The organism is Kiritimatiellia bacterium (genome assembly GCA_028715905.1).
Lineage (GTDB): Bacteria > Verrucomicrobiota > Kiritimatiellia > JAAZAB01 > JAAZAB01 > JAQUQV01.
In genome coordinates this window covers 82886-95377 of sequence record JAQUQV010000002.1, presented here as the reverse complement: position 1 = coordinate 95377, position 12492 = coordinate 82886, and the positions used below count along the sequence as shown (strand labels likewise).

16 protein-coding genes are annotated in these 12492 nt (G+C 46.7%); 14 read left to right on the top strand and 2 right to left on the bottom strand.

What is annotated here, in order from left to right; translation table 11 throughout:
• Positions 1–97: 97 nt before the first annotated feature.
• The 14 genes from PHP98_01160 to PHP98_01095 all read left to right on the top strand — a co-directional run bounded on the left by PHP98_01160 (position 98) and on the right by PHP98_01095 (position 10620).
• Complete coding sequence (locus PHP98_01160; GenBank protein MDD5482248.1) at positions 98–1123, top strand: hypothetical protein; 1026 nt, start codon at positions 98–100, stop codon at positions 1121–1123.
• A 62-nt stretch (positions 1124–1185) separates the two neighbouring features.
• Complete coding sequence (locus PHP98_01155; GenBank protein ID MDD5482247.1) at positions 1186–2268, top strand: glycosyltransferase family 4 protein; 1083 nt, start codon at positions 1186–1188, stop codon at positions 2266–2268.
• A gap of 914 nt (positions 2269–3182) precedes the next feature.
• Positions 3183–3470: a hypothetical protein gene (locus PHP98_01150; protein MDD5482246.1), complete on the top strand. Its 288-nt coding sequence runs from the start codon at positions 3183–3185 to the stop codon at positions 3468–3470.
• An 85-nt stretch (positions 3471–3555) separates the two neighbouring features.
• A complete protein-coding gene (locus PHP98_01145; GenBank protein MDD5482245.1) occupies positions 3556–3786 on the top strand; it encodes a hypothetical protein in 231 nt (76 codons plus the stop codon).
• Positions 3787–3914: 128 nt separating this feature from the next.
• A complete protein-coding gene (locus tag PHP98_01140; protein ID MDD5482244.1) occupies positions 3915–4370 on the top strand; it encodes a hypothetical protein in 456 nt (151 codons plus the stop codon).
• Between the two features lie 112 nt (positions 4371–4482).
• The gene (locus PHP98_01135) at positions 4483–4701 is read left to right on the top strand and encodes a hypothetical protein (GenBank protein ID MDD5482243.1); all 219 of its coding nucleotides are present in this window, start codon (positions 4483–4485) and stop codon (positions 4699–4701) included.
• Positions 4691–4972, top strand: coding sequence for a hypothetical protein (locus tag PHP98_01130; GenBank protein ID MDD5482242.1), 282 nt, complete (start codon positions 4691–4693; stop codon positions 4970–4972). The genes PHP98_01135 and PHP98_01130 overlap by 11 nt, the downstream gene beginning before the upstream one ends.
• 110 nt (positions 4973–5082) lie before the next feature.
• Complete coding sequence (locus PHP98_01125) at positions 5083–5640, top strand: hypothetical protein (GenBank protein ID MDD5482241.1); 558 nt, start codon at positions 5083–5085, stop codon at positions 5638–5640.
• 231 nt (positions 5641–5871) lie between these two features.
• Positions 5872–5994 (top strand): hypothetical protein, encoded by a 123-nt coding sequence (locus PHP98_01120; protein MDD5482240.1) that lies wholly within the window; start codon positions 5872–5874, stop codon positions 5992–5994.
• Positions 5995–6107: 113 nt separating this feature from the next.
• Positions 6108–6443: a hypothetical protein gene (locus PHP98_01115; GenBank protein ID MDD5482239.1), complete on the top strand. Its 336-nt coding sequence runs from the start codon at positions 6108–6110 to the stop codon at positions 6441–6443.
• A gap of 47 nt (positions 6444–6490) precedes the next feature.
• Positions 6491–6715: a hypothetical protein gene (locus tag PHP98_01110; protein ID MDD5482238.1), complete on the top strand. Its 225-nt coding sequence runs from the start codon at positions 6491–6493 to the stop codon at positions 6713–6715.
• A 668-nt stretch (positions 6716–7383) separates the two neighbouring features.
• Positions 7384–8931, top strand: coding sequence for a hypothetical protein (locus tag PHP98_01105; GenBank protein ID MDD5482237.1), 1548 nt, complete (start codon positions 7384–7386; stop codon positions 8929–8931).
• A gap of 3 nt (positions 8932–8934) precedes the next feature.
• The gene (locus PHP98_01100; GenBank protein MDD5482236.1) at positions 8935–9318 is read left to right on the top strand and encodes a hypothetical protein; all 384 of its coding nucleotides are present in this window, start codon (positions 8935–8937) and stop codon (positions 9316–9318) included.
• Between the two features lie 102 nt (positions 9319–9420).
• Positions 9421–10620: a zonular occludens toxin domain-containing protein gene (locus PHP98_01095; GenBank protein MDD5482235.1), complete on the top strand. Its 1200-nt coding sequence runs from the start codon at positions 9421–9423 to the stop codon at positions 10618–10620.
• A gap of 63 nt (positions 10621–10683) precedes the next feature.
• Here the strand turns inward: PHP98_01095 and PHP98_01090 are convergent, their stop codons facing one another.
• Positions 10684–11202 carry an ORF6N domain-containing protein gene (locus tag PHP98_01090; protein MDD5482234.1) on the bottom strand — a complete coding sequence of 173 codons (519 nt, stop codon included), beginning with the start codon at positions 11200–11202 and terminating at the stop codon, positions 10684–10686.
• 4 nt (positions 11203–11206) lie between these two features.
• Positions 11207–12406: a tyrosine-type recombinase/integrase gene (locus tag PHP98_01085; GenBank protein ID MDD5482233.1), complete on the bottom strand. Its 1200-nt coding sequence runs from the start codon at positions 12404–12406 to the stop codon at positions 11207–11209.
• Positions 12407–12492 lie beyond the last annotated feature (86 nt).

Sequence of the window (12492 nt, the reverse complement as noted above, 5' to 3'; positions counted from 1 at the left end):
TAAACAATGAATGCAAATAAGAAGAATGGTGAAAAATGGTGTTGACACTATACCGTCCAGTCGGTATAGTGAAGCGCCTTGCGGCAACGCAATCCTCATGATAGGCGTGTATGCCGGAACTGGAAAGGAACTGGAAATAGTGATTAAAAGATCGAAATTATCCGCTCGGGCAAGAACATTGGTTGTTGTTTTTCTGGCCGTCACGAATCGCGTCTGGGCGCAAGAAGCTTATATTCTCGGCGGAGTCATTAAGAATACAAGAACTCATGCAAATTCATCCGCATTACAGCTTGAATGTTTGGAGAGATTGGGAGACACGTTCGCATTAAGCATTGCCTACTTGAACGAAGGCCATTTCTCGGACCACCACCGGGATGGTGTTGCCAGTCAATGCTGGGTCAGCCGCGACGTGCTTGACCAGCAACTCTCCATTTCGGCGGGAATTGGCCCTTATTTCTATTGTGATACAACTTCTGATTCAACCGCCGACTACATAAACGATCACGGAGTTGGAGTTATGACCAGCCTTGCGGCAAACTGTTCCCTGGGAAACCGCGTGTTTTTACAGTTACGTGGCAACTGGGTTGCGGCCAGCGAGATAAATACCGTATCCCTTTTGGTGGGGATTGGTTATCGGTTCGGCACTCCATATAAAACAGAACCTTTTCCCAAATTGTCGTTGCAGGAAGAAACGACACCCCGCAACGAAATCACTGTGCTCGCTGGAAGGACGATCGTGAACAGCTTCGGTTCCGAACGCTCGGTTCCCCTGAATATTGAATACCGGAGAAAACTATGGCGACACATAGAGTGGACGATCGCAGGACTTTATGAAGGTTATAACGCCAAGATCAACCGGTATGGTCCGGTTTCACAGTTTTGGGTGGCCAAAGCATTTTTTAACGATCGATTTGCATTGGGTACGGGCGCAGGATGCTATTACGCTTTCGACAGAAAACAAGACGCTCCCTATGATGGAACTTTTTTTGCCGGAATCATCTCGGTAACAGCCCGTTACCAATTCCAACCACACTGGAATGTTCGCATCACTTTGAATCGTGTTTTGTCGGATCACAACCGCGACAGCGATGTGTTGCTTGGCGGCATCGGTTACCTTTTTTGAAAAAATTTATAAACACAAGGATTTAAAGCAACAAGGAGTTTGACAAAAAAGAGAATGAATTTGTGTATCTGACGGATAATACTATGAAAAGTATTTTGTTTATGGAAAAACTCTTTCTGGGGCACAAGATAAAACTTCTATGTGGCGTTGAACTGTTCAATCTGTCTTTGATCAAGGACATGGCGGTAATGGGATACTCCGTTACCGTTCCGGCTAGCATTGCATGGGGTCGTGTCATCAAAAGTCATGTCGGAACTCTGCCGGTGGAGATTATTGATTTGCCATGGAATTCCAGTGATATGCTTGGAGGACTGCTGGCCTTGAAGAAGATCAAAGCGCGGTGCTTCGACCTTCTTCTGCTTGGCAATGTCGGGGACAGCCTGATTCCGGTCATTACCTCATTGCGCTGGATGCGTGCCGCCGGACGTATTGCATTGATTGCTCATCGCGAGCCGAAAGCGCGGTTTATCCGTTCCCTGAGTCGCATGCCTGTTGCCGTGCTAGCGGTAAACAAGCAAATAGCGTCCCGCTTTGAGCAGGGAAAATTTACTTCAATGATGACCCGTTATGGAATCGCGCAATCCGAATTGTTCCATCCCGCTTATTCGGTTTTGGGCACGCGGAAAGATCGTGTTGATTTTTGCGTTGTCGGCCATTTGGAGCGGAAATGGAAAGGGGCCGACACGGCGGCATCGGCCTTTCTTCAGCTTCCATATGGAATCAAGCAAAGATGCCGCCTGCATCTTGCCGGATTTGTCAATCCTCCGGTCTTCTTTGATCCCGATATCATCACATATGCATGGCTTCCGCACGAACAGATGGGGAATTTTTTAAGGCAAATGGATGTCATGATTGTGCCATCGCGAGACGAGATCGTTATGAGAGAGACATTCTCACAGGCCGCTGTTCAGGGCATGCTTACCGGACTGCCGTTGATTGTCAGCAATCTGTCGGTTCTCACGGAAAAAATCGACACGGGCGGAGGCTTGATATTTGACGATGTTGACGGTCTCACAAAAGCCATGTGTCGGCTTGCGGATGATCCGCAGCTTAGACGGAAAATGGGAGAACAAGGCCTGCAAACGGCCCTGAAACGATATGTCTGGAACACCAAAATATTTATTGGCGAGATATGGGGTCGATGATTTATCCGGTATTTTAGCACTTTGTAAAAACGGTTGCCTAATGTATTCGTTTTTTTATTTCGCGGCGTCATGAACAGTATTTTGTTTGTTGACCAGGTGTTTCTTGGATGCAAGGCAAAACCGCTCCGTGGCGTTGAAATATGTAATCTATGCCTGATGAGAAGTTCCAGAAAGAATCGTGGCGGGGGAATCATTTCCCTTCTTCACCAGAGCATTGGGGACACCCTCCGGTCAGAATAAGACGCAAGACACTTCAAGCTCTGGCTCTTAAGATAATTCCTGTTTATATTTCAGCCTTCATTTCCCCCGGTATGGATTATTTTCCTATGGATTTAATCCATACAATCATACTTCTCCTTCCCTGCCATTGATCCACTGCAGCATTTTTCAAAAGAGAAAAACTCTTTTTTTAACTGCTAATCCTTAAACGAGCAGCGTGCGTCCCGGTATTAGATAGATATGGTTGCGCCGCACGGCCTGTGCCGTATGAAAAAGTGACTTGCTTTGTGTGTGATCAGAAGGGGCGGCATAAAGTGATTAACTCGGAAAGAGATAAGATTTTTGACCGGGCTGTTCCGTTGGATGAAAACAAGCAGTATTGCAATCCCGCTCCTGCCGTATCCTAAAAAACGAAGGATGAAGCTTTCGCGCTTATGGAGACGCTCCTTCATTTGGCGGCGAACGGCGATCTGGATGCCATGGATCTGAAAATCATTGAGGCGTTGAATTGTTCACCGATGCCGTCAATGCGGGAAGTCGCAAAACAGTTGAACATATCAGAGGGAACGGTTCGGTATAAAATTACGCACATTAAGGCCTTAATTCCCAAGAGGTTATATCCAAAAACAAGGAAATAATTACGCATTTTAGCGTTATAGGTAGGAGGGATAATTCGTGATGGAGGATAAAAAACTATGAAAACGGGAAACAGTTATGAAGTGGCAAAGCTGGCAATCAGCGGATTATCGGCCAGGGATCGGCAAGCCTTATTGCGTGAATTGACCGCCCAGCCGGCGGATTTACAGCCGGATAGAATTCTCAGGCGCGCCCAGGTTGCAAAACAATTTAATGTTTCACTCGGGGCAGTTGACCTTTGGGGGAAACAAGGAATTTTGAAGCGGATAAAGTTGCCGGGGCGCACCAGGGCTGCGGGTTTTCGGGAAAGTGACGTCGCCGCGCTTGTGGCGGGGGGCGCGAAATGAACGGATTTTTATTACTGGTTATTGTTCTGAGTGTGTTGTTTTGGTTTTTTCTGACAGATAATTTTCATAATGGAGGTAAAAAAACATGAATGAAATAAACAGGATAATTAAACGTCGCACATGCAAGCTTGCCGGATTTCCTATTAACCGCAAATTGGTTGTTATGCTTGAGCCGGGCGATGTCTTGGCGATTCGGGAAGCTGGCCGCCGAAAAGTTTATCGCGGATCCATTGAGAAGATTTATTGGCTGTTGGTTAAGTTGCAAGTTGAATTGGAGCGTCGGGAAAAACAAAAGGTTAAGGAGAAATGTGACTGAGATTGTCTGGTTGAAAAGGCAAGGGGTCAATATTCAGATTTTGAAAATTGACGAATCATTGTCCGGGTTTGTTTTCGTGAATGGCAAAGTGTCTGAATTCATAAAATTTAATTGGGAATAATTGAAATATGAAAGATTGCTCAAGTTGTAAAAATAGTCCGTTAAATAATTCAAAATTAGCCGGGAAAGCTTTTGAAAAAACGCCTTGCTATTTATGCGTGTTGGAAGATCAGAAGAAAAATGAAGAAGACGGAAATTTTATTGAGTCATGTGGAGCTGTTGAATTTGATGAAGCTTTGCATGGTCATATTTCATCGGTTGTTGATGGTTCTATTGGTTGTTTTCGGATGCGTTCTTCCCGGAAGCGTCGGTTATTGAAAATGAAAGTGGCGATATTTGATCTTATTGTGGCTCGGGAAATTGATTCCGTGGATTGCCAGATTCTTGAATTGTTGATGGCATATCCTACTCCGTCAGGTCGTGAAATAGCTCGGAGAATGAAGATGTTAGATGAAACGGTGCGGCTAAAAATGGGCAGGTTAAGACGTTTATTATTAGAGAGATGTAAAGAAAAAACGGCTTAATTATGGGCATTTTGATCCTATTAGTAGAGGGACATGATGTCCGCAAGCTATAGACGGTTAGTCTGAAAATAAAAATGCGTGGTTCATTTCCTCTAGTTTCCCGGTGATAAACATGAAAGATGAATTATTGGTTCAAGTATTAAAAAACATAAAAAAGGAAGGGTATTACTGTCTTGTTACTGAGCTTGACGAGCTGGATCAGATTATTATGAAAACTCCGGTTTTTGAGCATTTTGAGACGGCGGTTTGTGATTGCTTGTATCGGATAAAAATCATGTTCGGTGATAAAAATATAACAATAAGAACGGGGGACAAGAAAAATGAAAGTTAAGGCATTGATTATAGCGGAAGAAATTCATTCGTTCAAAACACGCAAAGGCGAAGAAATCAGGCAGGTCTTATTGACCGCATTGGATAAATCGGAATTAACGGAACATCGTTTCAAGAACACGTTTGACGTGGCACTGGATACGCCTGTTGAAGAGTACAAAAATTCCGTTATTGATAAACTCGTTGAATTAGCTCTGACAGATTTGAGCCAGATATTCGGCGGACGCGCGCGTTTTCGCGGCAGATTGATTGATAAAGCAGTCAAAGTGTAATGATTGAAGCCGGGTCGGTGATTTGGGGAACTGGCCTTACCAGGATATGGGGATTGGCCGATCCGGCTTTCTTCTGAAAGTTAATTTCACAAAATTATCATGTTGAAATCATGATTTTAGAAAATCCAGAGACATTCTTTTTGAGTTCTATTATGTGGCAATTATTCGGCGGCCTGACCTTTCGGCAAGCTAAATTGTCTGAACGTGCCCGGTTGTCAATGTGGTTTGCTTTTTTCAGGCAAATAGCGGCTCATAACAAGGTTCATAGGAAAGATTTACTCTGGTGCTTACGCTTAGAGCGCGGCGATTCGTTCGGGCGTTTGCATTTTCATTTTTTAATCGCCGGCCTGCCGGAACAGGGTGTCACTATGGGAAATAGATTTGCGATGCGCGCGCTGTGGAAACGTATCGGCGGCGGTATTTCCCGGATTGATCTGTATGACAATCGGTTGCATGGGTTGCCATATATTGCGGGGCTGTTGGGTTGCTCTGCCTCTGATATAGGCTCTGGATCTATGGCGTATGAGTCGGCCAAGTTCGGGGCGGCCAGGTCGGTTCTGATGCTGTCCAAGTCGGTTGAGAAAGTAATTCTGATGAATCATTATCGGGATTCTTTGATGCTGGCAAAGTTACAGACAGACGGAAACGTGCAACACGTCGTCGGGTAATCACCCGAACGTGACATACAAAGGTTCCGGGCGGCCTGCCGCCGCGCAAGCGGCGGCGGGCTGACCGGATGGCTTGAATATAGGTCTATCAAAATTCAGTCCTGCGGGGTTGGGGTTTAAGGCTGGACGGGGGGGGGGCTTCGTAATTCAAAGCGGTTTTAGGTGGTTTAAGCCTTCGCGCTTTTGGGTGGCCGGAATCACTGCCTGGGGATGGAAGGGAAGATTTGGGGAATGGAAATCAATGTATTGACTGAACTGCTTTTCGGTTTCGGGATCGGGCTAAGCCTTGCCTTTCTCGCAACCGGCTTCCGGTATGTTTTGAAATCGTTTTCAACGGTCGGGGACTCCGGCTGATGGGCTTATGACAAAAAGTGAAGCGTATAGACTGGCGAAATCATTCTGGGCTTTGGGTTTGGGCGCTTTGATTGTTGAAAGGCGTTTAGATATCCGGCGTCGGCCTTACCGTCATGATTGGCTGGTTTATGCCTACGGTGAACAATCGCCGTCCGGTTTATCTACCGCTTTACAGTGGGCGAACAGGCTTTGGAAAGAAAATTATATCAATGCAAAGACATGAAGCGAACATTTTGAAGGATTACGCCTGGTCTAACGGCGCGGAAGCGTGTCTTTTCTGTGTTCATGATGACGTAATTAAAACCGTGGAAGATATGGAAACTATGATTCTTCCGGATGGCACAAGCACTTTTGCCGGTCGCTGGTTTGTCTGTGTTGACGGTCGCCGGAGTCCTGAAAATTACCGGGAAGCGGAAATATGGTTAGACCGTCTTTTGTGCGCTGTGTGATTTTCAATATGGGAAAAAATCAAAAATTGAGAGGAGGTGTTTCTAAGATGTTCAAGATAATCAGAAAGTATATCAAGATCGGTTTGCCGGTCGCTCTTGCGGTCGGTTTGCCGGTACTGGGTTTTGCAGAGGACACGCCTCCGCTTGACCTGACCGCGGCTGGCGTGACGCTGGCCGGATATATCGCCGTGGCCGCTGGTGCGGCTTTGGCCATATTCCTTGGTCTGTATGGTATCCGGATAATTGTCCGCGCTTTCAAAGGCGTGAAATAATCCGTCCGGGTCGTGGGACAGCCCTGCATAGGTGGGGCTGTCCTTGTCCGGTTCAAAAGTTGGGTCTGGTTACGGAGCAATGATTACGAAAGTTTTATGAAGTAATGATTGCGCGAGTATGAGCAAAAGCCAAGAACAGTTTTATTTTGTAAATCTGTTCGTGGGCGTTGCGAATCTTGGGCGGTCTTTTCCGGTGCTGATTAAAAGTTGGTTTCAGGGGGCGAAGCAATGATTACGGAATTTATGACGTAATGATTGCGTGAGTATGAGCAAAAGCTGCAAACAGTTTCACTCGGTGAATCTGTTTGAAAAGCGTTGTGAATGGAAGGCAGTTTCCGATGACGAATAATATTATAGAAGTTTCCGGCGCGGCGATCTATGCGGGATTGTATGAGCTTTTCATTCAATTTCTTCTGCCGGTCGTCGTTATATGGGGAGGGTGTTATGGGGTTAAGGTTATTATTCGCGCTTTTAAGCGTGTTTCTGGCGGCTGATGTTTTTGGTTCGTCCTTGATGGTTTTTGACGAGCAGGTTTATTCCGCTGTTACCAATCTTTCTTCCCAGGTTTCAGATCTTTCGGTTCAGGTTGCAGGTCTGACAAACCTGGTCTTTCAGGGGTCGTCTCTGGCTTTGAATCAAGCCTTAATGTTTTTGTTGAAAGTTAATTTATGGATTTGGGGGACAATATGCGCGCTTATCTGTGCGGTTTGCTTCTTTGCTCGGTCATAATGGCTGGACTTGTTCGTCCTGTGGTGGCTGAGGAACGTCCCTGGAGCCGGAATCCGTTCAGCCAGGGTCAGGGAAACGGTTTAGGGGCCGTCATTCAAGTTGATCAATATTATAATGTTGTTTGGTCAAACTGGCCGGTTGGGGTGACAAAACCATCTATTGGCCCGTTTTGGTCCAGGACGTTTAAGAATTTTGAAGGTGGTTCAATCTGGGATTTTCATTATATCCCGCCTCCGGGGGATGCAAATTCTATGCAGCCTCCCGGGAATCTGGTGAATGGATCAAATTATTATTTTCAGTGTGATGTTCCTGTTTTGAATAATTCTTATCCTATTGTGGATTATCAGTGGGCGAATTGGCATTTTTACACTGATGTCGGATGGATTTATTGCGTTTATTCTACGAATGGCCCGCCGCCGCCACCGGATTATTATTGCTATTTTGACTTGGAAGGTGTGGTTTTTTTGGATGGACAAACAAATAAGGGCTTTCAAGCTGAATTATTTGTAGCGTCTGCGATAGACAATACTTATCCGGGACCCTGGTCATCCAAAGGTGTTTTTACTCATACGACTTCAGGCGCGTATCTGGACAGTGTCCATTACAAATTAGGAACAGTAGAACAAGCATATAATGTTTTTTATGAGTGGATTATTTATGTTCCTGGTCAATTGCCGGAGCAGTTGCCGATGGCGATGACGTCTCTTTCTAATCCGAATGATTTTCATTATGTGACGAAGTTAGATTTTACTGATTACAACACTAATTCGCCTTATGTGCCGCCTGCTCCGACAAACTCTCCGCCTGACCCTTATATCCCTTATCCCGGAGATGATGCTTATGACCCGGAAACACCGCCTGGCCCCTGGCCGCCTTATTATTCGCCCTGGCCGCCGAATTATTATCCGCCGCCGCCTTTGACGGAGTGGCCGCAATATCCGCCGCCTAACTGGCCTTACAATACCAATTCGCCTTATAATCCGCCCGGGCCGGATGACCCTACACCGGACCCGAATAATCCGACAAACTATGTGCCGCCGGATCCCGGCAATACAAACGGGGCTGGCGGCGGTTATACGCTGGCGCAATGGTATGACATGCTTCGTTCTGCGTTAAGTGATGAAGCAAATTCTTATATTCCTTCTGACCCAGCGCAATACGGCTTAACGTATTCAAATGACCTGCTCCGCGCGGCCAGTGATTATACGGAAAAATATTTTGCTGAATCCGATAAAATTCAGGCTGACGCTGACGCCTTTTTTGTCAAGGCAAAGGGAATTCTTGACGTGGTTTCTTTGCCCTTGCCGAGTGTCGGCATTAAAGAATCGTTTAGCTTTACGTTTCCCTATCTTGACCAGGTTGTAGAAATACGGACCTCTGACTGGCCGATAATCGGCGTTTTCCGCACGTTCATGAAATGGATCATGGCTCTGCTTTCGTTTTGGATTGCTTTCGTCATGATTAAAAGAACATTCGGGAGGGTATAAAATATGTTGAGATTATTATTTTTATTTGCCGGCAAGTGGCTTGACGCGATCATTCGCTTTCTTCAAATATCCGGGGGCTTTCTGTCTTATCTGATTTCCTCCGGCTTTGCGATTATTCTTGCGTTTATGATGTCACTGACCAGCGCGATCCGGTTTGCTTCTCATTTGCTCGGCTATATTGCGCAATGGATTGACAAGCTTAGAATTCCTGACTCTGTGACCGGAGGCTTATCTGACACGGTCAATGTCTTGTCCATCCTGGAGATTACAAACACGTTTTTTCCTCTGACTGAAACTTTCCTGATGATGATTGCGCTTGTTTCGCTCGGTATCGCTTGCGCGGTATATGGCCTTGTCAAGTCATGGATTCCTACCGTTTCGGGGTAAGGCGTATCGTCCAAAAAGAGGGGGTGCTGGGATAAGGACTGACTCCGGATCGCCTGACGTGGAGTGTTTTAAGGGGTGTTTTTTTTCCGGCGGGGGTAGGAAGTGATAGAAGTTTATGAAGGCCGTTTAGGTGGCGGAAAAACTTATCATGCTGTCCGGCGTATGTGTGAATATATCGCCGCCGGTGGTTGTGTATGTTCAAATATCATGTTGAACATGGAGCCGGTTAAGGCGTTTTTGCGGAGTCGGCATGATTGGGAATATCAAAAAGGCCAGTTTATCTATCTGGAAGATGAACAGATCAATCAATTTTACAAGCATACTCCCCCAGGTATTGACGGGACTCCGTCGCTGGTTGTCATTGACGAAGCTCATATCTGGCTTAACGCCCGGGATTGGGCGAACGTCCTGCGCGAAATGCTTATTTTCCTTTCTCAATCCCGGAAGTGTTTCACGGATATTATTTTCATTTCTCAATCTGCGCTTAACTTGGACAAGCAGATTATGCGGCTGGTTCAATATATCTGGCGTTTCCGGGACCTCAAAAAACTCAAGATTTCCGCGCTGGGGATTGGCTGGCCGCTCAATCAGTTTCTTATGGTTCAATATGATTATGACGGCAAGACAATTTTGGACAAGAGGTTTGAATTCAAGGACGTTGGCATTTATGCGCTTTATAATACATACACTTTGCTTCGGACTTTTACCCGGCTCAAGGGGCATGGTGCGAAGTTTGACGGCAAGATTAAACGGAAGGGACGGCGTATTATGAGATTGATTTTCTTTATTCTTTTGATTATCGGGCTTGGCTGGCTGGCCTGGTCCCGGCTTGGCTCCAGGTTTGGATTTATAAAAGACAAGCCGGTCCCGTCTGTGGTTATGCCCTCTGCCGGTCCAGCTCGGCCTGTGGCTGGTTCTGCGGTCGCGCCAGGCGCTTATTATGTCAAGCCGCCTGTGGATGTTGTCCTGCATGAAGCGTTTCTTGGAGTCGTAGAAGATGAACGGGGCCGGGTGGTGACAACTGAAAATGACCGCTATGTTCAGGGGCAATATTGTCGGCTTGGCAAGGTCCTCTTTTGTTATGACGATAAGGTTTTGATTTCCGGGTTTGATAAAAAGCCGCATATGGTTCTTGCCGACATGGCCGCCATGCAGAGAATCCGGGACAGGATTGCGGAAGACCAAGCGGCAAAAGAACGGGCGACTTTGGCGCAAAGCCAAAACATTGAAAAACCTGTTCTTGGTTCAGAAGAAAAAGTCGGTCTTTCTCAAGCCGTCGCAAATAAAATGCTTATGCCGTAAAGGTTTCCGTTCCTAATAATTATAAGTTCCGGGTGCCCCGTACTGCTGAGGATAATGTTCATTTCAATCTTTCGTGTGAAAACCGATTTGCTTCCGTGGCGGTTCCGGCGGACGCATGAGTTCCCGGATTGCGTCAAACACAACCTTAAATTGCGCGTCATATTTCTTCTCAAGCTCGGCCAGCTTGCGCGCCAGTTCAGTGTTGGAAGCCAGCCATTGACGGATACGGACAAAGGCGCGCATGATTTCAATATTGACGCGGACTGCGCGCGGACTCCGTAACACGCTTGACAGCATGGCAACGCCCTGTTCGGTGAAGGCATAAGCCGGTTTCCGTCTGCCGCCCCGGCCTTCTTTTGATATTCCATTTTGGAATATCAAGTTTGCAACCTCTTGCCGTGTAAGCTGAAACATGAAGTCATCAGGGAAGCGGTTAAGGTTGCGTTTCACCGCCTTGTTGAGATTGAACGTTGTTACGCCATACAGCACGGCAAGGTCGCTATCAAGCATGACCTTCTGGCCGTGAACAAGCATGATTTTCTTTTCAATATTACTGGACGGAATAATATCTTTATTTAGCATATTTTTATCCTTTCGTTTTAAACGTTATTGCAAGTGATTTTGGTGTTGTCAAGGTTAGTAATTCATCCCGGACAATTCGCCATGTTTTACTATTCAATCGCTCTGCCAATACCTGAACTTTATCGGCTTTAATCATTTGCTCTGTTGCCGCCGGCAGGGCTGGCAAGGTTTTGGGAATCAGTTCCCCCATGACAGACGGAAGCGCGGCTACAGCCTGTTTAAGCGCGGCTTCTCCGGCATGGGAATAGGTGTCATGGATTGCCAGCGTGGAATGTCCGACAATTGCCATTGTAACGGATAACGGCGCTCCGGCTTCGCGTAGCAGAGAAACAGCGGAATGTCTTAGCGAATGAAAACTTGCGCTTGCCACTTTGCGAACACCGTTTCCTTTGCGATTGGTTGTAATCCCGCATTTTTTGAAATGCGCCTGAATTATATTGGTTACAGCACACGCGCCCCGGCGTCTGTATAGATCGGCCATGTTCGGATGTATGTAGCCTTTGCGATTGACCGGTGGAATCTCATTAAAAATGTTCAGTAAAACCGGATGTAGCGGCACAGTCAAAATTCTGCCAGATCGCCGGGCGGTCTTGTGTGGCGTGTAGCGAATCAGGCGTTTAATCAGGTCAACGCATCCCCAGTCCATCATTACCGCATCGCCCAAACGCGCGCCCAGGTATAGCCCCATTGCCAGCATTGAACGAAGTTCCCCTGTCGCTGATCGGCAAACCCTGATCAATTCTTCCGTGGAAAGCTCTCTATGGGATTGCGTCGTTAGATGTTTGCGCGTAATACCGGGAAACGGATTTTCTATAATTTTCGCCTTGTCTTTTAGAATACGGAAAACCAGATCACAAACGCGGACGTGTTTATTAAAAGTATTCGGCGTTATGCCCCGGCTGGTCAGGTGCGTGGAATATTCTTCGGCGGTTTCTTTTGTGACTTCGCGCAACTGTTTCATGTCCGGATGTTCTTTTGTCAGCCATCGGACAAAACTTCCCCATTGCAAGGCATAAGCCCCCAACGTTGCCGGTCCGCTGTCCGGCCTCTTGGGTGATTTTATAAAAGCATCCCAAGCATCAACCACGGAAAGCGGCGGGTGGGCGGTTTCCTCTGCCAGGTCGCGCTCTATGACAGCATCCCGGAGACGCTTCTCCATTATGGCGTGAGCGTCAACACGGGCGGCGGCCATGAACGGACGCATAATTTCTTTTTGTTTTTCTTCCGCTTCTTCGCGGCTGGTTGTTTCAAGGCTCTGCCGGATCAGCCGGCCTTCAACCATATATTTCA

Excerpts from the sequence above, each read along its gene's own strand:
- PHP98_01105 (MDD5482237.1), top strand. The coding sequence starts at position 7,384 with ATGGATTTGGGGGACAATATGCGCGCTTATCTGTGCGGTTTGCTTCTT.
- PHP98_01110 (MDD5482238.1), top strand. The coding sequence starts at position 6,491 with ATGTTCAAGATAATCAGAAAGTATATCAAGATCGGTTTGCCGGTCGCT.
- PHP98_01150 (MDD5482246.1), top strand. The coding sequence starts at position 3,183 with ATGAAAACGGGAAACAGTTATGAAGTGGCAAAGCTGGCAATCAGCGGA.
- PHP98_01085 (MDD5482233.1), bottom strand. The coding sequence starts at position 12,406 with ATGCGTCCGTTCATGGCCGCCGCCCGTGTTGACGCTCACGCCATAATG.
- PHP98_01135 (MDD5482243.1), top strand. The coding sequence starts at position 4,483 with ATGAAAGATGAATTATTGGTTCAAGTATTAAAAAACATAAAAAAGGAA.
- PHP98_01140 (MDD5482244.1), top strand. The coding sequence starts at position 3,915 with ATGAAAGATTGCTCAAGTTGTAAAAATAGTCCGTTAAATAATTCAAAA.
- PHP98_01100 (MDD5482236.1), top strand. The coding sequence starts at position 8,935 with ATGTTGAGATTATTATTTTTATTTGCCGGCAAGTGGCTTGACGCGATC.
- PHP98_01130 (MDD5482242.1), top strand. The coding sequence starts at position 4,691 with ATGAAAGTTAAGGCATTGATTATAGCGGAAGAAATTCATTCGTTCAAA.
- PHP98_01115 (MDD5482239.1), top strand. The coding sequence starts at position 6,108 with ATGATTGGCTGGTTTATGCCTACGGTGAACAATCGCCGTCCGGTTTAT.
- PHP98_01125 (MDD5482241.1), top strand. The coding sequence starts at position 5,083 with ATGATTTTAGAAAATCCAGAGACATTCTTTTTGAGTTCTATTATGTGG.
- PHP98_01120 (MDD5482240.1), top strand. The coding sequence starts at position 5,872 with ATGGAAATCAATGTATTGACTGAACTGCTTTTCGGTTTCGGGATCGGG.
- PHP98_01145 (MDD5482245.1), top strand. The coding sequence starts at position 3,556 with ATGAATGAAATAAACAGGATAATTAAACGTCGCACATGCAAGCTTGCC.
- PHP98_01090 (MDD5482234.1), bottom strand. The coding sequence starts at position 11,202 with ATGCTAAATAAAGATATTATTCCGTCCAGTAATATTGAAAAGAAAATC.
- PHP98_01160 (MDD5482248.1), top strand. The coding sequence starts at position 98 with ATGATAGGCGTGTATGCCGGAACTGGAAAGGAACTGGAAATAGTGATT.